At 58.5% G+C, this 18,503-nt stretch carries 20 protein-coding genes; 16 read left to right on the forward strand and 4 right to left on the reverse strand.

Going from position 1 to position 18,503, the window contains the following annotated elements; genetic code table 11:
• Positions 1-30 precede the first annotated feature (30 nt).
• From gspG to cysQ, 10 genes are read left to right on the forward strand one after another with little or no spacing between them, the layout of a single operon-like run.
• Positions 31-465, forward strand: a complete 435-nt coding sequence (gene gspG / locus ABD997_RS11960) for a type II secretion system major pseudopilin GspG (protein WP_425557071.1) — start codon at positions 31-33, stop codon at positions 463-465.
• Complete coding sequence (gene gspH, locus ABD997_RS11965) at positions 465-1,076, forward strand: type II secretion system minor pseudopilin GspH (protein ID WP_345317251.1); 612 nt, start codon at positions 465-467, stop codon at positions 1,074-1,076. Before gspG ends, gspH begins: the two co-directional genes overlap by 1 nt.
• Positions 1,073-1,441, forward strand: a complete 369-nt coding sequence (gene gspI / locus ABD997_RS11970; protein ID WP_345317252.1) for a type II secretion system minor pseudopilin GspI — start codon at positions 1,073-1,075, stop codon at positions 1,439-1,441. Before gspH ends, gspI begins: the two co-directional genes overlap by 4 nt.
• Positions 1,422-2,180: a type II secretion system minor pseudopilin GspJ gene (gene gspJ, locus ABD997_RS11975; protein ID WP_345317253.1), complete on the forward strand. Its 759-nt coding sequence runs from the start codon at positions 1,422-1,424 to the stop codon at positions 2,178-2,180. The genes gspI and gspJ overlap by 20 nt, the downstream gene beginning before the upstream one ends.
• A complete protein-coding gene (gspK, locus tag ABD997_RS11980; RefSeq protein ID WP_345317254.1) occupies positions 2,177-3,175 on the forward strand; it encodes a type II secretion system minor pseudopilin GspK in 999 nt (332 codons plus the stop codon). Before gspJ ends, gspK begins: the two co-directional genes overlap by 4 nt.
• Positions 3,172-4,362, forward strand: a complete 1,191-nt coding sequence (gene gspL, locus ABD997_RS11985) for a type II secretion system protein GspL (protein ID WP_345317255.1) — start codon at positions 3,172-3,174, stop codon at positions 4,360-4,362. The genes gspK and gspL overlap by 4 nt, the downstream gene beginning before the upstream one ends.
• Entirely contained in the window at positions 4,362-4,853 is a 492-nt protein-coding gene (gene gspM, locus ABD997_RS11990; protein WP_345317256.1) for a type II secretion system protein GspM, read from the forward strand. Before gspL ends, gspM begins: the two co-directional genes overlap by 1 nt.
• Positions 4,854-4,864: 11 nt before the next feature.
• Positions 4,865-5,620: a type II secretion system protein N gene (locus ABD997_RS11995; RefSeq protein ID WP_345317257.1), complete on the forward strand. Its 756-nt coding sequence runs from the start codon at positions 4,865-4,867 to the stop codon at positions 5,618-5,620.
• A gap of 12 nt (positions 5,621-5,632) precedes the next feature.
• Positions 5,633-6,193: an ADP compounds hydrolase NudE gene (gene nudE / locus ABD997_RS12000; protein WP_345317258.1), complete on the forward strand. Its 561-nt coding sequence runs from the start codon at positions 5,633-5,635 to the stop codon at positions 6,191-6,193.
• 14 nt (positions 6,194-6,207) lie between these two features.
• Positions 6,208-7,020 carry a 3'(2'),5'-bisphosphate nucleotidase CysQ gene (gene cysQ / locus ABD997_RS12005; RefSeq protein ID WP_345317259.1) on the forward strand — a complete coding sequence of 271 codons (813 nt, stop codon included), beginning with the start codon at positions 6,208-6,210 and terminating at the stop codon, positions 7,018-7,020.
• Here the strand turns inward: cysQ and mnmH are convergent.
• The gene (mnmH, locus tag ABD997_RS12010) at positions 7,003-8,118 is read right to left on the reverse strand and encodes a tRNA 2-selenouridine(34) synthase MnmH (protein WP_345317260.1); all 1,116 of its coding nucleotides are present in this window, start codon (positions 8,116-8,118) and stop codon (positions 7,003-7,005) included. The genes cysQ and mnmH overlap by 18 nt on opposite strands.
• Positions 8,111-9,145, reverse strand: coding sequence for a selenide, water dikinase SelD (selD, locus tag ABD997_RS12015; protein ID WP_345317261.1), 1,035 nt, complete (start codon positions 9,143-9,145; stop codon positions 8,111-8,113). The genes mnmH and selD overlap by 8 nt, the downstream gene beginning before the upstream one ends.
• A gap of 183 nt (positions 9,146-9,328) precedes the next feature.
• Between selD and ABD997_RS12020 the strand changes: the two genes are divergently transcribed.
• On the forward strand, positions 9,329-10,645 hold the full coding sequence (locus tag ABD997_RS12020; RefSeq protein ID WP_345317262.1) for an endonuclease/exonuclease/phosphatase family protein: 1,317 nt from the start codon (positions 9,329-9,331) through the stop codon (positions 10,643-10,645).
• Between the two features lie 70 nt (positions 10,646-10,715).
• Here the strand turns inward: ABD997_RS12020 and ABD997_RS12025 are convergent, their stop codons facing one another.
• Positions 10,716-11,837, reverse strand: coding sequence for an acyl-CoA desaturase (locus ABD997_RS12025; RefSeq protein WP_345317263.1), 1,122 nt, complete (start codon positions 11,835-11,837; stop codon positions 10,716-10,718).
• Between the two features lie 142 nt (positions 11,838-11,979).
• Here ABD997_RS12025 and fabR point away from each other — a divergent pair, with 142 nt between their 5' ends.
• From fabR to ABD997_RS12045, 4 genes are all read left to right on the forward strand, one after another.
• Positions 11,980-12,609 (forward strand): HTH-type transcriptional repressor FabR, encoded by a 630-nt coding sequence (gene fabR, locus ABD997_RS12030; RefSeq protein WP_345317264.1) that lies wholly within the window; start codon positions 11,980-11,982, stop codon positions 12,607-12,609.
• Positions 12,610-12,672: 63 nt separating this feature from the next.
• The gene (locus ABD997_RS12035) at positions 12,673-13,452 is read left to right on the forward strand and encodes an SDR family oxidoreductase (protein ID WP_345317266.1); all 780 of its coding nucleotides are present in this window, start codon (positions 12,673-12,675) and stop codon (positions 13,450-13,452) included.
• Positions 13,453-13,670: 218 nt separating this feature from the next.
• Positions 13,671-14,615 (forward strand): DUF5655 domain-containing protein, encoded by a 945-nt coding sequence (locus tag ABD997_RS12040; RefSeq protein WP_345317267.1) that lies wholly within the window; start codon positions 13,671-13,673, stop codon positions 14,613-14,615.
• Positions 14,616-14,831: 216 nt separating this feature from the next.
• Positions 14,832-15,551 carry a hypothetical protein gene (locus tag ABD997_RS12045; RefSeq protein ID WP_345317269.1) on the forward strand — a complete coding sequence of 240 codons (720 nt, stop codon included), beginning with the start codon at positions 14,832-14,834 and terminating at the stop codon, positions 15,549-15,551.
• 523 nt (positions 15,552-16,074) lie between these two features.
• Here ABD997_RS12045 and trmA read toward each other — a convergent pair.
• Positions 16,075-17,172, reverse strand: a complete 1,098-nt coding sequence (trmA, locus tag ABD997_RS12050; RefSeq protein ID WP_345317270.1) for a tRNA (uridine(54)-C5)-methyltransferase TrmA — start codon at positions 17,170-17,172, stop codon at positions 16,075-16,077.
• A 147-nt stretch (positions 17,173-17,319) separates the two neighbouring features.
• Here trmA and murI point away from each other — a divergent pair, with 147 nt between their 5' ends.
• The gene (gene murI / locus ABD997_RS12055) at positions 17,320-18,126 is read left to right on the forward strand and encodes a glutamate racemase (protein WP_345317272.1); all 807 of its coding nucleotides are present in this window, start codon (positions 17,320-17,322) and stop codon (positions 18,124-18,126) included.
• Positions 18,127-18,503: the final 377 nt, after the last annotated feature.

Consider the following 18,503-nt stretch of genomic DNA (forward strand, 5'->3'; position numbering starts at 1 on the left):
TGTTCGAGGAAGTTTGAGATGAAACGACAACTGCGACAGCGCCGTAACGTGCGCGGTTTTACCCTGCTGGAAGTGATGATGGTCCTGGTGATCATCGGCGTTCTGGCCTCCCTGGTGGCCCCCAACATCCTGGGTAACCGGGACCGGGCCAACCAGCAGAAAGCAGTGGCGGACATTGCCGGGCTGGAGAATGCGATCAGCATGTATTACGCCCACAACAGTGTCCTGCCCACCACCGAGCAGGGACTGGAAGCGCTGGTGAATCGACCCAATATTGCGCCTGAGCCCCGTAACTACCAGGATGGCGGCTACATCCAGCGCCTACCCACCGATCCCTGGGGCGGCCAGTACGTGTTGGTCAGCCCAGGTGTGAACGGCCGTTACGATCTCTGCTCTTCGGGGCCAGATCTGCAACTGGGCACCGAGGACGATATCTGTAACTACAACCTGGGTGATTTCCAGTAATGAGTGGCGTCCAGCCCTTCAGTTCGGTCAAAGCCCCGCGGCAGCGGGGCTTTACCTTGTTGGAGATGCTGCTGGTTGTGCTGCTGATCGGCGTGATGGCCGGGTCGGTTAGCCTGATCTTCGGTGGCGATGCCCGGCGTGAGGCGATGATTAAGTCGGGGGACGAGTTCCGGGTGGTGGTTTCCACGGCCCTGGAAGAGGCGGCGCTCAGTGGTGAGCTGGTGGGAGTGGTTGTCGAACCGGATCACTACTTCTTCGCCCGTTGGAACCTGGATGATGAGGCCTGGGAAGAGCACCGGGGTGACCGTCTCTATCGTCAGCGCACTCTTCCTGAGGGGATAGAGATGACCCTGGAACTGGAGGGCTTGCCATTGGTGCAGGAGGATGAGGAGGAGGCCTCGGAGTTTGGCCTGGATGAGTCGCTGTTTGAGCCCGACGAAGAGGAGAAGCGCAAGCGACCGGATCCCCAACTGCTGCTTCTGCCCTCCGGTGAGATGACCGCGTTCGTCCTGGAGTTCGATGCCATCGGTGGCGAGCGGATTGAAGGGGTGGATTTGGTCGGTGATATGCTCGGCCGCATCGCCTGGCGCCACGACCTGGAGGCGCAGTGAACCGGGCTCGTGGCTTTACCCTGATCGAGGTGATGATGGCGCTGGCGCTCTTCGCGACGGCAGCCATCGCCGTGATCAACACCGCCAGCCAGCAACTGCGGTCGGTGCCTCTGCTGCAGGAGCGCACTTTGGCCAATTACGTGGTGCATAACCGCATGGTGGACATCCTGCTGGAGAACGCGTTTCCAGAGCTCGGCAGTAAAACTGGAGAGGCGGAGCTGGCCGATCGCACCTGGCACTGGCGCCAGCGGGTGGTGAAGGCAAGCGATGAGAAACTGCGGATGATCGAGGTGGTGGTAAGCCTGGATCCCAACTTTGATAACCAGATGGCGGTGGGGCAGACCTATGTGTCGGATCCAAACTAACCCTGCTCTCCGTCATTCACGGGGTTTTACCCTGATGGAGATGCTGCTGGCGATGGCAGTGTTTGCCATGCTGGGGCTGGCGACGGCCAACGTGATGCAGCAGGTGATCCGCTCCGATGAGATCAGCCAGGATGCCCAGGGGCGACTCAAGGCACTGCAGCAGACCATGTCGATGCTGGAGCGAGATTTCGGCCAGATGATCCCCAGGGGGCATCGCGATGCGTTTGGGGAGATCTCCCCCAAGCTGTTCGAGTATGGCGACAACCTGATCGACTCTGATGCCCAGGGGATCCGCTTCTATCGTCTTGGCTGGCTAAACCCCCAGGGGCGCCTGCCACGGGGAGCGATTCAGCAGGTGATCTACCGTCTGGAGGAGGGGGTGCTACAGCGCCAGTATACCCTCTACCCGGACCCGGTTGAGGGGGAGGAACCGATCAGCCTGGATCTGCTCGATGGCGTCACGGATCTCAAGTTTGCCTTCTACCTGGAGGACAAATGGGTGACCCAGACCGATGCTGAGAGTTTCCCCAAGGGCGTTGCCGTGGAGCTGGAGCTGGAGGATTTGGGCGTGATCCGTCGTCATTTCCTGCTGGCGGACGGATACACCCAAGAGGAGCCTCAAGAGCAAGAGGACAATAACGGCGGCAACAACCCGGGCTCAGGGAACCCAGGTTCAGGGGGCAGTGGTGGCAATAATGACACTGGCTCCGGTGCTGACGTCGGGGAGAACCAGACATGAGGCGTCAGCAGCGGGGCGTCGCTCTCTTGACCGTGCTGCTGGTCCTGGTGGTGATTGTGACCCTGGGGGCGGCGATGACCCAACGCAGTCAGATCAGCGTGCGACGCACCATCAGCCTGGGCCAACTTGACCAGGCCTATTGGTACTCCCTGGCCTCTGAGGCATTGGCCAAGCGGGTGCTGAAACAGGATTTCGAGGATGCCGACGGCACCGTGCATCTGCAGCAGTACTGGGCAACTGCAGATGTGGTCTACCCGGTGGATAACGGCCATATCGGCGGAACCATCGAGGATATGCGCACCTGCTTTAACCTCAACGGCTTGGTGCAGGGGCTCACCTCCCAAGAGGAGCAGCAGGATCCCTATCAAACGCCGCTGCCGGGACGGCAGTTTATCGCCATGATGGAGGCGCTGGAGCTCGACCGTTACCTGGGCGAAATGCTGGCGGACAGGGTCCGGGACTTTGTGGATGCAGACAGCGATCCCAGTGGCACCTTTGGAGCCGAAGATGGCGACTACCAGGCCAGGCCGATCCCCTACCTGGCGCCGAACCAGTTGATGGCACACCACAGCGAGTTACGGGCGGTACTGGGCAGTTCGCCCGAGTTGTACCAGATTTTGAAGGATTATCTTTGCGTTATCCCCGGCAATGACCGCCAGGTGCTGAACGTTAATACCCTGCCGGTGGAGCGTGCGGCCTTGCTGGTGGGGATGCTGGAGGGCGGTATCAGCCTGAGCGAGGCCGAGAGTCTCATCGGTAACCGCCCCGGCGATGGCTGGGAGAGTACGGAGGCGTTCTGGCAGGAGCCCGCGGCTCAGCGCCTGACGGACCTCTCCGCCGAGGCCAAGGCAACCATTTCGGTGGACAGCGAGTATTTCCGTCTTAAGGGGGGAGCCCGGGTCGACAACTCGGTGTTTCGATTGGAAAGTATTTTAAAGCGTGGCGGCGATAACAACCTGTCGGTTGTCACCCGCCAGTATGGAGGCCAACAGTGAGCGAACGATTGGTCGTAAGGTTGGGCAGTCACGCCCAGCAACCGATCCCTTGGGTAACCTGGTCTGATGAGCAGCAGGGTGTGATCAGCTCCGGCGTATTGCCGGATGCCGAAGCCCTGTCGAGCCTGGGGGAGCGTGCCGGTGGTCGACCGGTAGATGTGCTGGTGGACACCAGTGCCGTGCGGCTGACGGAGGTGACTCTGCCCGCCAAGGCCCAGCGTCAGGCGAATAAAGCGGTGCCCTTCCTGCTGGAGGAGTCCCTGGCGGAGGACGTGGAGCGGATGCACTTTGTTATCGGCCCACGTCATGGTGATCAACTGGCGGTCGCGGTGGTCAGTCACGCCATGATGCGTTGTTGGCAGGGATGGCTGACGGACGCCGGACTGACCTGCAAACGTCTGGTGCCTGACGTGCTGGCCCTACCGTTGGTACCGGATACCGCCCTGGCGCTGTTGAGGCTTGAGGAGCAGGTGCTGCTGCGCACCGGCATCGCCGCCGGTGAGGTGCTGGATCATGACTGGTTTGATGCACTGGCACCGCGCCTGGTGGCGGACAACGATCTTCCCTGGGCACTCTACAGTGACGTCGAGGTGCCGGAGGGGGTCGAGACCGAGCTTCAGCCCCTGGAGCTGCCGATGCAGGTCCTGGCCCAGGGGCTGGCCAGGTCACCGATAAACCTCTTTTCGGGCAGTTATGCGCCCTCGCGGGAACTGGGCAAGGTGTTCCAGATCTGGGCCAAGGTGGGGATCGCCGCTTCGGTTCTGTTTGTGGTGGCTCTGATCCACAATGGCCTCAGCGTGTATCAGCTTAAGCAGCAGCGTCAGGCATTGAATCAACAGCAGGTAGAGATCTACAAGGGTCTGTTTCCGAGAGAGAAGCGGGTGGTCAACCCCACCGGGCAACTGCAGGCCAAGCTGCGCACTTTGGGGGGCGGGACCGGCGGTGGCGAGTTGATCCCGATGCTGGCCAAGCTGGCACCGGCGTTTTCCGCCGAACCTGAGGTGCGTCCTCAGGGCCTGCGATTCGATGCGGACCGCGGTGAGGTGCGGTTGCAGCTCAGCGGTAAGAGCTTTGCCCAGTTTGAGCAATTCCGTCAGATTGCCGGTCGTGAATTCGAGGTGGATCAGGGAGCGCTCAATAACGATGAAACCGGGGTCACCGGGACGCTGACGGTGAAGGTGAAGTGATGAACGAATATTGGGAAAAAGCGCAGCAGTGGTGGTTTGATCGCACGGAATCGGAGCGCCGCTACATGACCATCGCCGCGCCCCTGCTGCTGTTGGCGCTGATCTACTACGGCCTCTGGGTTCCGGTGTCGGATGCGGTGGCCACGGCGGAGACGCAGCTACGGGCAGCCCAAAGCAGTCTGAATCAGATGAAACAGGACGCCAATCGTTACACGGCACTCGCCGGCAAAGGTGGGCCCCGCACCAGCGGAGGCAGCCTTAGCCAGCTGGCCAGCCGCAGTGCTGCTGCTGCCGGGTTGCGCATTGAACGGATGCAGCCGCAAAGTGACAAGTTGCAACTGTGGCTCGCAGACTGTGAATTTGAGCGCTTGATGGAGTGGCTGTCCGAACTCAGCCTGGATCAGGGCGTTCGTATTGAAAATCTGGACCTGACCGAGTCTCAGGAATCGGGCTTGGTGCAGGTGCGCCGCCTGCAGATCAGCAAACCCTAAGGGAGAGTGAAGTGAGAGTGCTGAAGTACGGCTTGGCCGGTGTCGGGATCTATCTGGTGTTTTTGCTGGTGACCATGCCGGCCGCCTGGGTATGGCAGATGGTGCCTAAGATGCCGGGGGTGGAACTGCGCGGGATCAGTGGCAGTCTTTGGCAGGGACAGGCGGCACAGTTCAGTGCGGCGGGTCGCCAGTTGGAGCAGTTGAGCTGGACGCTGCACCCTGCCCAACTGATTACCGGTAACCTGGCTCTTTCCCTCACGGTGAACGATCCCGTGGTGAAAGGGCAGGGCGAGCTGCAGTACGGCTTTTCCGGACTCCAGGCTCAGGGAGTGCGTCTGAGTGCACCCATCCCCTGGCTGTTGGGTAACACCCGACTGCCTCTGCGCACCAAGATCCAAGGGGCGGTGACCCTGAATCTGCGTGAGCTGGCTCAGGGGGAACCCTGGTGCGAGGCGTTGGCCGGCAGGACAGTCATCAACGGCTTGGATGTGCGTAATCAGTTTGGCCACTATCCCATCGGCGACATCGCCGGTAACCTGATTTGTCGGGACGGCAACGCGGTGCTGAACCTGGATGCGGCTGAGAACCGTATTGGCGTTGCCGGTGAGGCTGTGCTGATGGCGGGGAACCAGGTGAAGGTCGAGGCCACCATTCGGGAAACCGAAGAGCAGTCGGAAGACCTGAGGCAGGCGTTGACCTTCCTTGGTCAGCCGGACAGCAGCGGCGCCTACAGCCTCAATTACAACGGCCCGGTCCCGGGACTGTAAAAGGAGAGGTTTATGTCCAGCAAGAAGCCCGAGATCCTCGCCACCGAACTGGTGGCCAAGAGTCGCCTGTTCCAGGTGGAGCAACTGCATCTTCGATTCAGCAACGGGGTAGAGCGTCACTACGAGCGGATGCGCGGCGCCATGTCCGGGGCGGTTATGGTGGTGCCCATGCTGGATGATCACACCCTGTTGCTGGTGCGCGAATACGCTGCTGGCACCCACAGCTATGAGCTGGGTTTCCCCAAAGGCTTGATCGATCCTGGGGAGGACGCCATGCAAGCGGCTAATCGCGAGTTGCAGGAGGAGGTCGGCTACGCTGCCCGACAGTTAGAACCCCTCTACCAACTGGCACTGGCCCCCAGCTATTTCTCCGCCCGTATGGAGATCCTCCTGGCCCGGGATCTGTATCCCAGCCGGCTGGAGGGGGATGAGCCCGAGCCGCTGGAGCTGGTACCCTGGCCGTTGGCGGATATTGATGGTTTGCTTGCCCGGCCCGATTTCTCCGAGTCGCGCTCGATCTGTGCCTTGTTTTTGGCTCAAAAGAAGCTGACACTGGGCGGAAGGTCTCGATAAATAGGTGGTATGGAGTGAGTCGCCTAAATGCATTATTGGATCCCGTCATTGGCATTGCGCGGCAGGCCGGAGAGCGGATCCGATCCATCTACGAACAGGGCCAGTATGAAGCCCTGACCAAGTCCGACAACACCCCGGTGACTACGGCGGACTTGGCAGCGCACCGTCACATCGTCGAAGCATTGACCGCGCTGACCCCGGATATCCCCATCCTGTCCGAAGAGGACACCCATATTCCCCTTGCTGATCGTCGTAACTGGTCCCAGTACTGGCTGATCGATCCCCTCGATGGGACCCAGGAGTTTATTGCCGGTAGTGGCGACTTCGCGGTCAACATCTGCCTGGTGGACCAGGGTGTCCCTGTGATGGGGGTGATCTATGCCCCGATGAGTGAAACCTGCTACTACGCCTGTCGTGGCGAGGGTGCGTTCAAGCATCAGGGAGGTAAAGTGGTCGATATCCGGAGTCGCGATGTGCGGGATGGCGAGGCACTGAAGATCGCAGTCAGTCGCCGCCAGCGCCGAGAGTATGTGCTGGACAGACTGGACCCCTCCCGGGAGTACGAGCTGGTGCCCTTTGGCAGTGCCTCGTTGAAAAGCTGCATGGTGGCGGAGGGCAGGGCGGATTGCTATCTGCGACTGGGGCCGACCGGCGAGTGGGATACCGGCGCTTCTCAGTGCATCGTCAGTGAAGCGGGGGGGACCCTGGTGGACACCCTTTATCAGCCCCTCAGTTACAACCAGAGAGAAAGCCTGGAAAACCCCAACTACATGGTGTTGGGTTCCCAGGCATTGCCCTGGCGTGAGATCTTACCACCCCGCGCTTAGCGTGGCTTCGCGCTGGTCAAGAAACTCCCGCACTTCCGATTTCGGGCCCCGGTACAGTACCGGGGCCGGTTGTTTGCCCATCTGGAAGTGATACATGGGATCGTAGTATTCACTCAGCAGCTGCGCGATCCACTCCCGGTGAAGGGTCAGTTCTCCCTGCTGGAGCTGCTGAGACAGTGCTGATGTCATCAACTGGCGCAATGCCTGGTGACGCTCGTTCCCCAGTCGGCGCTGGATCCGGTCCAGGCTTGCCAGCAGGAACTCACAGAAGCCCTCACCGCCCGCTTCCGTGCCATCGCGCTCGACGAAGGCGGCATGGATCTCCACCACATAATCTTTCAGGATCTGTTCAATTCGCTCCTCGGTGGTGACTTCCAGGATCACCCGGGGCGCGGCTTTCATTGCATCAAACAGTGGAATAGGCAGGGAAGTGCGGCCGATCAAACGGCTCTCATCTTCCAACACCAGCTGGCGGGCGCGGCGACGATGCTGCATCAGGGCGATGGCCAGGCGATTCTCGAAGTTGATCTGGCTCGGCTGCGGGATCAACTGGCGGCCAAAACTGGAACCACGATGGTGGGCCAGCCCCTCGAGATCCACCGCATCGTTGCGGGGGACCAGGAAGTCGGTTTTACCGCTGCCGGTCATGCCCGCCACGATCACCATCCCCGGGTTCTCCGCCATCTGGTCGCTTTGTTCGATCAGAAAGCTGCGCATCCCCTTGTAGCCGCCCTCGATGTAGGGTCGCTGAATCCCCGCCTCCGCCAGCCAGCGTTGGCTGATCTGGCTGCGCATCCCCCCCCGGAAACAGTACAGTACGCTGTCGGGGTGCGCTTCAACCTGGGCCAGCCAGGCATCGACGCGGGCCTGCTTGACGGCCCCGCCGACTCGCTCATGTCCCAGGGCGATGGCGGCTTCCTGACCCTGCTCCTTGTAACAGGTGCCAACGGCGGCACGCTCTTCGTCGTTCATCAGAGGAAGGTTAACGGCGCCGGGAAAGGCCCCCTTGGTGAACTCGACCGGTGCGCGCAGGTCAATCATGGGGGTCTCGCCGAGCAGAAGCTCGGCGTAGGCCGTCCGGGGCAGGCACTCAGTCATAGTGCACCCGGGCACCGCCCTGGTAGGGAGCCATCCGGCCGATGTTTTGGCTGGGCAGTCCGGCCTCTTTCAACAGCTCGGTCACGGCATACAGGGCATCCGGCCGCACTGCTACTAGCAGGCCGCCGGAGGTTTGGGGATCACACAGTAGCTGTCGGGTGGCCTCTTCAATGGGCGCCAACTGGTCGCCGTAACTGTCGAAGTTGCGCTGGCTGCCGCCGGGGACGCAGCCGAGCTGGCGGTAGTGTTCAACACGGTTGAGCCGGGGGAGGGCGTTGAGATCCAGATGGGCCTGGAGCCCGGCCCCCTGGCACATCTCCAGCAGATGGCCTGCCAGGCCAAACCCGGTGACATCGGTCAGGGCGGTTACTCCGTCCAGGGCTGCTAAGGGTTGGGCGATGGTATTGAGCTGACACATGGCCTCAATGGCGATCTGGTCATCCTCCGGTGCCAGCTTCTTCTGTTTCTGAGCCGTGGTGAGGATCCCGATCCCCAGCCCTTTGGTCAGGAAGAGATGATCGCCGGCCTCTGCCGTGTCATTGCGCTTGAGGCGGGACAGAGGAACCTGACCGGTCACCGCCAGGCCGAAAATCGGCTCCGGCGCATCAATACTGTGACCGCCGGCGAGCAGGATCCCGGCATCGCGACAGGCGGCCCGGCCACCCTCCACCACCTGCTGTGCCACCTCTGCCGGCAGGGTGCTCACCGGCCAGCCCAGGATGGCGATGGCCATCATGGGAGTGCCCCCCATGGCATAGATGTCGCTGATGGCATTGGTGGCAGCGATGCGCCCGAAGGTAAAGGGATCGTCGACGATGGGCATGAAGAAATCTGTGGTACTGATGATGCCGGTGTCCCCGTTGAGGGCATAAACGGCGGCATCATCGCGACTGGCGTTGCCCACTAGCAGGTTGGGGTCCGGACGCAGATCCAGCTGGCTTTGCAAAATGGTGTCGAGCACCTGGGGGCTGATCTTACAGCCGCAGCCGGCGCCGTGGCTGAACTCGGTGAGTTTGATGGGGCTCATGGACGGTCTCGTCGACAAATCAGGGGTCAATATCATACCCCAAGGTGAAAGTCGCTGCCTCCCGTGTGGATCCTCAGCAGAAAGTTGGGCAATATCTCCCGCTAAATCAAGTGGTAGGCGGTGCTTCTAGAGTCGGGACACCCTCCCTGCCGTTCCCCACGGTTCATGCATTACGGAGTGTTCATGCCGTTGAAGACCTTTGCCCTGGCCCTGTGTGCGCTGTTATTGAGTGCCTGCGGTGGCTCTAGCTCGCCGAAAAAGTTCACCAACACGGTTCGCTTTGCGACCTTCCATGTGGAGATGGCCTATGACAGCAGCGATGGGTATTTCCAGCTGTTAGCTCAGACCGGCGCAACAGGTGCTGACCAGGATCCCCGCTTGGCCAATCTGGCCTCGATACTGCAGCAGACCTACCAGGGGGATAAGCCCGATGTACTCTTGCTGACCGGCATCTCGACCAAGATCAGCGAAGGGGGCGTGCCGGACGAAACGGCGATCGCTCAGTTTGAGCAGAACTACTTGGCCCAGCCCCAGGCCAGTGACCTGTCGGGACTGAGTTACCCCTATCGCTACGTGGCGGCCACCAACTCTGGACAGTTTATTCCCCACGACGTCAATGGTGACGGCAAACTGGCTTTGCCGGAGGATGCCCAGGGCCATGGCCATTTCCACGGCCAGAACAGTTTCGTCCTGCTTTCCAAATATCCGCTGGAGCCGCAGCAGGCCCGGACCTTCCGCCAATTCAAATGGCACCAGGTTGAGGGGGTGAGCAAACCGCTACGGGATGATGGCAGCGAGATGGATGATGCGATTTGGGAAAGCCTCAGTGTGATGGACACCAATTTCGTTGATATTCCACTGCGCCTGCCCGACGGCCGTCGCATCAGTCTACTGCTGACCCAGCTGGTGGATCAGCAGCCAGCTGGTGATTCACGCCGCTCCGCCTGGCTGCAGCAGCGCAACGGGGCTCAGCTTAACTTCATTGCCGATTACATTAGTGATCGCAAGGATGGTGATTACCTGCTGGATGATCAGGGCCGCCGTGGCGGGGTAAACCTTGGGCGCCCCTTCGTGCTGATGGGCAACCTGAACAACGATGAGGACCCGTTTCATCTCACCGTGCAGACGCCCTGGGACGATCATTTTGAAGTGAACAGCAGCGCTATCCGCAAGGTGTTGTCCGACAGCTATTTGCTAGGCTCCAACGGCCGCTTTAACTCCGATGCCTTGACCCCGGCTAGCTTCGGCGCCGATGAATATGCTTTGTCGGTGACCTCCAGCCATATTCACCCGCAGACCTGGACCAGCCTAAGTGGCATGCGCTTTAGCTACCTGCTGCCGCACAAGATGCTGCATATCGCCGACAGCGGTGTGTTCTGGCCGGCGTTGGGTGAGAAGGGGAGCCAGTGGCTTTATAACGAACAGGATGAGTCGGATCCCGCCTTAAGCTCCCATGAGCGTCTGGTTTGGGTGGACATCAATTTCGGTCGCTCTAACTAGGGAAAACTGGGTAGCCGGTGAAGAGAAAAAGGCGCCAATAGGCGCCTTTTTTGAATCTGTACCCAAGGGATCACGCAACTTGTGAGTGGGCTTTTGCCCGCAGGCTGAGCCAAAGTCGGCGTTGCTGGCGCAGGGCAAGGCGCAGCTCGTTGAGCCGCTGCCGGGTGGCCCTGTCGAGTTCGTCCTTGTGCAGCCGCAGCAGGCGCTGTTGCTCCCCGTAATAGTCCTGAATTCGGGCCATCAGGGCGACATATTCTGCTTCCAGCTTCTCCAGCCACTCCTGTGCTGTTGCATGTTCGGCTAACAGGCGTTGACTGGACTTGAGCTCCATCGCCAACCGTGCCGCTTCGATACGTTCACGGGGAACCTGGCGAAGCCCGGATGCCAGGCCGAACCTTTCGAGGGCCCGGATCAGCCACTTGGTAGGGTCGTAATCCCACCAGCGGATGCCGTTGCGATAGTCAGACTCAAAGCTGTGGTGAAAGTTGTGGTACCCCTCGCCAAAGGTCAGTAGGGCCAGAACCCCGTTGTCTCGGGCGCTGTGCTGATCGTTGTAGGGTTGTCTGCCCCAGATATGGGCCAGCGAGTTGATAAAGAAGGTGCCGTGATGCACCAAAACTAAGCGGAGTACGCTTGCCAGCAACCACATCCCGAGAATGTCGCCGCTAAGCCAGCCCAGCAGCACTGGCAGCGCCACATTGGTGGCTAAAACCCATTTGCCATAGTGGTTGTGCTGGTTCATCACCACCGGGTTTTTCTGCAGGTCCCGGACATTGTTGTAGGTTGACGGCGTGATCGGGTGATACGACCTGAGCATCCAGCCGATATGACTGAACCAGAACCCACGTCCGGCGGAGTAGGGGTCCTGATCGTTATCATCGACGTGTTTGTGGTGGCGTCGATGATCGGCGCACCAGTGCAGGATACTGTTCTGCATCGCCATAGCGCCACCGATGGCCAGGATCCACTGCACCGAAGAGTGAGCCTGCCAGGTCCTGTGTGACCAGAGGCGGTGGTAGCCGGCGGTGATGGATAAGCCGCTCCAGGCCCAGAAAAGCAGCGCGATCCAGTACGCCTCCGTCTGATAACCCACCAGGACGCCGTAGAGGGGAACCAGAACGACAGCACCGATAAAGGTGAGGGCGAACATCAGATTGTTGAACAGGATCAGGCGGGGTTTGTTGTTGGACATTTGGCCACTTCATACATTGAGCTTACACTTGTTAGCCATTTTCGTTACATATGGGCAAAAGAGCAAGCCTGCCGTTCTGTAAGATGCGAAATGGTGGGGAACAGGGTAGGATCTGCCTGTTTTGCCAACGGGGAATGACGCTATGGGGATCAGGGCCCAGCAAAAAGAGAAGACCCGCCGTGCTCTGGTGGATGCGGCTTTTAATCAGCTCAGTGCCGAGCGCAGCTTCTCCAGCTTGAGCTTGCGCGAGGTTGCGCGGGAAGCGGGCATTGCCCCCACCTCTTTCTATCGCCACTTCAAGGACATGGAGGAGTTGGGCCTCAATATGGTGGACGAGGGGGGACTGACACTGCGGCAGCTGATGCGCAAGGGCCGGCAACGCGCAGAGCAGGGTGGAAGTGTGGTCCGGTCATCGATCGAGATCTTCATGGAGTTCATCGATAACAATGCCAACGTGTTCCGGCTCCTGCTTCGTGAGCGTACCGGCACCTCAGCGGCGTTTCGTGCCGCGGTAAACCGCGAGATCCGTCACTTTACCGATGAGCTAAATGACTACCTCCAGGCCCGCGCCGGCCGCTCGAAGGAGCTGTCTTACGCTCAGGCGGAGGCGATGGTTGTGCTGGTGTTCTCCTCCGGTTCTGAAGCACTGGATCTCTCAAAAAGTGAGCGTAAGGCCCTGAGTGAAAGACTTATCCTCCAAGTGGCCATGCTGGCTTTAGGGGGAGAGGCGTTGCAGAACTCTGCAAGGCACCGTCCAGAAGCCGGAGCGTAAGGCAAGCCGCCAAGTGTGATAGCGTGGTGGTGAAGTATGAGATTGATTAACGGGGGAAGGTAAATGGATTTACAGATTAGTGGTCGTTGGGCAATTGTGTGCGGTGCCTCAAAGGGGCTGGGGCGGGCTTGTGCCGAAGCTCTGGCCGCTGAGGGGGTGAACCTGGTGATCAATGCCCGTAACGCTGAACCGCTGGAGCAGACTGCCGAGGCGCTGCGTGAGCGCTACGGTGTTACGGTGGTCTCTGTGGCCGCCGATGTCACCGCAGAGACGGGGCAATCCCAACTGTTGTCAGCCTGCCCGCAGCCGGACATCTTGATCAATAACGCGGGGGGCCCGCCACCGGGGGATTTTCGTGACTGGGGCCGGGCGGATTGGGACAAGGCCCTGGAAGCCAACATGTTGACACCCATTTTCCTGATTAAGCAGGTTGTGGATGGCATGATGGCGCGAGGATTCGGCCGCATCGTCAACATCACCTCCAGTGCAGTCAAGGCCCCGATCCCTATCCTGGGACTTTCCAATGGGGCCCGCGCCGGGCTGACCGGTTTTATCGCCGGGCTGGCTCGTGAAACGGTTGCCCACAATGTCACCATTAATAACTTGCTGCCCGGCCCCTTCGAGACGGATCGTCTGACGACCGCACTTCAAGCCGAAGCGGATAAAGTGGGCGTCACGGTAGACCGGCTGCGAGAACAGAAGCAGCAGTTGGCGCCCGCTCGCCGTTTTGGCAAGCCTGAAGAGTTTGGTGCCGCCTGTGCCTTTCTTTGCAGTGCCCAGGCGGGCTATATCAGCGGACAGAACTGGGTGCTGGATGGCGGCGCCTTCCCCGGCACACTCTGAAACCTCACAATGAACTCAATCAGAGCCGCTTGGCGGCTTCTTTCTTGAATTCTTCGGGGTAACGATTGCTGGACATCACACCTCCGATTGCGAGCCGCATTGTACGACATTGAGGTGCCTAAGGAAGTGGGAGCTATTCACGTTGCCCTTAACCTTCTCGTTAGGTTGGGGTCGATCGCCTAAGTCTTCAAAAACATGTATTTAAAAGGAAGTTTCGCATGAGCGACATCAAACTGTTCCGTTATGGCAGTGAGGGGGTGGCAGAGCTGGAGGGCAAAGCCGCAGTTGTTGAGAAGCAGCTTCAGAATCTGATAGAGGCTCAGATGGAAGCGTTCCTCGGGGTACGTTTTCTGGCGACAGAATACGGCACGGGACAGAAGCAAAAGGGACGAATCGATTCGCTTGGGCTCGATGAGAATGGTTGTCCTGTCATCATCGAGTACAAGCGCCACAGTAATGAGAACGTTATCAACCAGGGGCTCTTTTATCTCGACTGGTTACTGGATCACAAGGCCGAGTTTCAGCTGCTGGTGATGAAAACCCTTGGGCATGAGGCGGCCGAAAATATTGAATGGGCCGGCACCCGACTGCTCTGTATTGCCGGCGACTTCAATAAGTACGATGAGCATGCGGTGCAGCAGATTAACCGTAATATCGAACTGCTCCGTTACAAGTTGTTTGGCGATAATCTATTGCTGCTGGAACTGGTGAATGTTGTTGCGGCCTCAGGCCAATCAACAAAATCATCGGTAGTCATGGCGGGTACGGATTCCGATTTAGTTAAAAAGAAAGCCAGTAATGGAATGAAAACCCACGAAGAACAGTTGGAGATTGCACCAGCCAATTTGCGACAGATTTATGATGGGTTAATCGATTTCGCTGCCAGCCTCGGTGATGATGTCCATTACAAGCAGTTGAAACTGTACGGCGCATTTCGCAGGATGAAGAACTTTATTTCTATCATTGTGCTCCCTAAACAAGACCCGAAGCTTCAGCTGCTGCTTAAAATAGATCCGACGTCCGTCGAAACGGAAGAGGGTTTTAGTCGTGACGTCAGCAACATAGGACATTGGGGAGCCGGTGACTTAGAGCTGACAGTGCGGACGTTTGACGATCTCGAAAAGGCCAAGCCACTGATCAGAAGAGCATTTGAGGAAAACTGATGAGCATGGCCGCCAAAGCCCTGGCTCCCATCTTTCAAATCCATATCATCGCCCCGATGGAGCCCCGATGGAGCCCCGATGGAGCCCCGATGGAGCCCCGATGGAGCCCCGAGGTTGGCTGGTTGGCCGCAGCAGCAACGGCAGGAAACAGTGGGTGCTGGAAGGCACTGCCCAAAGTTATGGCGACTGGCAAGAGCAGCAGCTGGAAAGCGTCGCATGAACCCTGAACGCAAGATCTTCAAAGCGATCTACTTGCTGTTGGAAAAGTACCACCGGCTTTATGGGCTGGAGGTGTATTTGTTCTCTGGCGGTCACGGTGCTGGCTATGCGGGCTTCCAGGTTGCGGCCAATCGATGCTGGGACACGCATCATAACGACCTCAACTACGGTGCAATCAGTGGGCGGCCCCTGCCGCTGGTGGCTTACCTCCCCCATGTTGGCATTCCCAGCTGGGCTGCGGGCCGGCAGCTTGAGATGGTGGGCTGGGAGACGGCGCGTACCTTAGCCATTCTCGACTGGCATGAGCGGAACCTCGCCCTAGCGTCGCTATTTCGGGACAATGCTGCGGCGATAGCCCGGTGGCGCGCCGATTACAGTGTTGAGCAGAGCGAGCAGTACCTCCTGATGATCAACCTGGCGGGGTTGCTGGCGGCCAAAGCCAGTGACTTTCCCCGGTTGCCCTCCCAGTGTCTGTCGGAGTATGACCCGACTGCTGTCGATCAGGTGAGAACACAACTGGCCCGGTTGGGACTCGAATCGGAGCACCATGGGGTGATGGGGATCCCCGGCTGCATGGTGACGCGACATGGCAAAGCGCTGGTGGGCGAAGAGGTGGTCGATGTGTGGCAGCGGCGCCTCAATGGCGACACGCCACAACAGATAGCGGACGCACTACTGAGAATGAAAAACGATCTCTCCCCGGTGGGTTGCGGGTGAGGTTGGAGCCAGTGCATCGGCGCTGACAAACAGAGCGAGAACCACTTGATGGAAAACAAAGACCTCTACCTGCAGGCAGAGGATAGGGCCTCCTCATCTAAGGAGAATGAATAGGCTGCGACTGTCAGGGCGCCGTTGCAGTCAGCAGCGCTAAGCACTCAATCGGAAGTAGCCAAGCAACAATCTTTTGCCCAGCCCGTTGAACAGAAGGGGTTCTTCAAGCGGTGGCGCGACGAGGACAACGGCCTAGTTAGAACCTATTGGCTCTGCGGAGCGCTGGTGGAATTCGCGTCAAACAAGGTGAATATCTTGCAGTACTTTGTGCATTGGGAGGTGAAGAAGAAGTTCGACGAGCTGGGCAACCTGCAGCGTAAAAAGACGTTGATCTTTTGAGCACCCCCTAGTATCTGATGTAATGTCGCTCTTACTGGCTATCCAATGTGCGAGACACTGAGCATGAGGGTGTCCGTACTCTCAGCCGTCCCACGGACAAAAACAGGGCCGCATAAAGCGGCCCTTTTCCTTATTCAATGCGCTCTAGCAGCACGCCCGCTTCCATATGGTGGGTGTAGGGGAACTGATCAAACAGCGCAAAGCGTGTGATTTTGTGGGTCTGTCCCAAGGTTTCCAGGTTTTCCAGCAAAGTTTCCGGGTTGCAGGAGATGTAGAGGATGCGCTCGTAGCCCTGCACCATTTTCTCGGTGGCGGGATCCAAACCTGAGCGCGGTGGGTCTACAAAGATGGTGTTGCACTCATAGGCGCTGAGATCGATCCCCTTGAGCCGTCGGAACTCTCGGACACCATTGATGGCGTCGGTGAAATCTTCGGCGGACATACGCAGGATGGTGACATTATCGATCTGATTTTTAGCGATGTTGTACTGTGCTGACTCCACAGAAGGCTTGGCCAGCTCGGTGGCTAGAACTTTGCGAAAATTCTGTGCCAACGCCAGTGAGAAGTTGCCGTTGCCACAATAGAGTTCCAGCAGGTCACCGCTGCTCATCCGTGTGGCGTCCACAGCCCACTCCAGCATCTTTTCTGCAACCTTGCCGTTGGGTTGGGTAAAGCTGTTTTCGACCTGGCGGTAGTGGTAGGGGCGCCCATGTACGTGAAGCACCTCGTCTACATAGTCTTGTTCGAGGCAAATTTTCTGCTTACGGGCTCGCCCGATGAAGTGAACCTTGGGATCCCCCCACTGCTGACGCAGTTCGATGATGGCATCTTGCCACTGTTGATCCAGCTGACGATGATAAAGCAGGCTGATCACCAGCTCTCCGCTTAAGGTGGAGAGAAAATCCACCTGGAACAGCTTTCGGCGCAGTATGGGGTTGGGACGCAAGGCATCGCGCAACTTGTTCATATAGTGATTGATCAAGTTGCTGGCTGGGAGGTATTGATTAATGGCCACCCGTTCCTGACGAGCCTGATCAAACATGATGTAGTCCAGATCATCACCATCATGCCAGACGCGGAACTCTGCCCTGAGTCGGTAGTGCTGTGGTTCCGAAGGAAACACCTCCAGTTCCGGTGTCTCGTAGTCGGCAAACAGTACCTGCATGCGCTCGCGTTTTTCGGCCAGTTGGGCTTCGTAGTGACGGGGATCGAGTGCTGCCAGATCCATGGGTGTTCTCCGAGCGAATAAGGATAAAGGGGGCAAATTCTAATCGCCCACGTCGTTAAGTCCAGCAGTCTTGGAACCTGAACACCGGCTGTGTGAGAATGTCGCGGTTAATTTTTACCGTTGCTTGTTAGATAGCAGACAGGATCTATGGGCTCCATCTTATTATTCGATTCCGGCTTGGGCGGTTTGTCCGTTTATCGGCATATCCGCGAGGTGCTACCGAAAACGACCATCCACTACGTGGAGGACAACGCACGTTTTCCATACGGGGAGCTTGGGGATCAGGAGTTGATTGATGGTTGCTGCGACATCATAGCGAGCTTGACGGAACGACTCGCAGTAGACCTGGTGGTCGTGGCCTGTAACAGCGCAAGTACTTTAGTGCTTGAACCGTTACGCCAGCGCCTTAGTCAGCCTGTCGTTGGTGTTGTTCCAGCCATTAAACCGGCAGCACAGAGCAGCAAACTGGGAGTGATCGGTCTATTGGCCACACCGGGTACAGTGCAGCGCCGTTACACCGATGAATTGATCCAGACCTACGCTCCAGAACACACTGTTATACGTGTAGGGAGCAGTGAGCTGGTGCATATGGCCGAAGGGAAGTTAGCGGGAGTCCCGGTGGACCTAGATCGTCTTTACGATATTCTGGCGCCTATCCGTATGGCCGAGACCGTGCCGGACCACTTGATCCTCGGATGCACCCATTTCCCGCTTATTGCAGAGGAGATCGGCACAGTATTGGGAAGTGACGTGGTGCTTGTGGATTCCGGTGCCGCTATTGCTCGTCGTGTGGTTCACCAATTGTCGGAGTGTCGCATCGAGTGCTCTAAGCCGACAGACGCGGGGACCTTCTTCTACACTGGCACCGTGCCTGAGGCTCTGTTGCAACAGCACCTGAAAAACATAGGATTTGGGCATATTAAGAGTTCTGGCGGGGAAATAGGCTCCATTTGAACTGTTTTTCATCGCGATGGTGGCGATTTGTTCAGTCGAAACTTTTTCTAGAAATTCCCCCTTGTCTTGGGAAAGTATCGCCCTATAATGCGCTCCCTGTCGACGGGGCACAGCGGGCCACTCAGTGAGAGGCTAAGCGGCGTCACCACAGGGGTTTCGGCCCGGCTGGTTAAAACCTAGACGGTCGAACGGAAAGTTGAAAAACGGCCTTGACGACTACGGAGAACAGCGTAATATACGCCTCCTGCTTCGACAACGAAGCCAAGCCCAAACGGGCTGCTCTTTAACAATTTGTCAGACAATCTGTGTGGGCACTCACGCAGGATTGAGAAATCATCATTTTCTCGATGCTACTGAGTGACTGCACAACATGCAGA

Origin of the sequence: Ferrimonas gelatinilytica (genome assembly GCF_039544205.1) — a bacterium.
GTDB classification, from domain to species: Bacteria; Pseudomonadota; Gammaproteobacteria; order Enterobacterales; family Shewanellaceae; genus Ferrimonas; species Ferrimonas gelatinilytica.

What these genes read in the sequence shown, in the direction of transcription:
- gspH (WP_345317251.1), top strand. Translation starts at nt 465, where the DNA reads ATGAGTGGCGTCCAGCCCTTCAGTTCGGTCAAAGCCCCGCGGCAGCGG.
- gspJ (WP_345317253.1), top strand. Translation starts at nt 1,422, where the DNA reads ATGTGTCGGATCCAAACTAACCCTGCTCTCCGTCATTCACGGGGTTTT.
- gspK (WP_345317254.1), top strand. Translation starts at nt 2,177, where the DNA reads ATGAGGCGTCAGCAGCGGGGCGTCGCTCTCTTGACCGTGCTGCTGGTC.
- gspM (WP_345317256.1), top strand. Translation starts at nt 4,362, where the DNA reads ATGAACGAATATTGGGAAAAAGCGCAGCAGTGGTGGTTTGATCGCACG.
- nudE (WP_345317258.1), top strand. Translation starts at nt 5,633, where the DNA reads ATGTCCAGCAAGAAGCCCGAGATCCTCGCCACCGAACTGGTGGCCAAG.
- mnmH (WP_345317260.1), bottom strand. Translation starts at nt 8,118, where the DNA reads ATGACTGAGTGCCTGCCCCGGACGGCCTACGCCGAGCTTCTGCTCGGC.
- selD (WP_345317261.1), bottom strand. Translation starts at nt 9,145, where the DNA reads ATGAGCCCCATCAAACTCACCGAGTTCAGCCACGGCGCCGGCTGCGGC.
- ABD997_RS12020 (WP_345317262.1), top strand. Translation starts at nt 9,329, where the DNA reads ATGCCGTTGAAGACCTTTGCCCTGGCCCTGTGTGCGCTGTTATTGAGT.
- ABD997_RS12025 (WP_345317263.1), bottom strand. Translation starts at nt 11,837, where the DNA reads ATGTCCAACAACAAACCCCGCCTGATCCTGTTCAACAATCTGATGTTC.
- fabR (WP_345317264.1), top strand. Translation starts at nt 11,980, where the DNA reads ATGGGGATCAGGGCCCAGCAAAAAGAGAAGACCCGCCGTGCTCTGGTG.
- ABD997_RS12035 (WP_345317266.1), top strand. Translation starts at nt 12,673, where the DNA reads ATGGATTTACAGATTAGTGGTCGTTGGGCAATTGTGTGCGGTGCCTCA.
- ABD997_RS12040 (WP_345317267.1), top strand. Translation starts at nt 13,671, where the DNA reads ATGAGCGACATCAAACTGTTCCGTTATGGCAGTGAGGGGGTGGCAGAG.
- ABD997_RS12045 (WP_345317269.1), top strand. Translation starts at nt 14,832, where the DNA reads ATGAACCCTGAACGCAAGATCTTCAAAGCGATCTACTTGCTGTTGGAA.
- trmA (WP_345317270.1), bottom strand. Translation starts at nt 17,172, where the DNA reads ATGGATCTGGCAGCACTCGATCCCCGTCACTACGAAGCCCAACTGGCC.
- murI (WP_345317272.1), top strand. Translation starts at nt 17,320, where the DNA reads ATGGGCTCCATCTTATTATTCGATTCCGGCTTGGGCGGTTTGTCCGTT.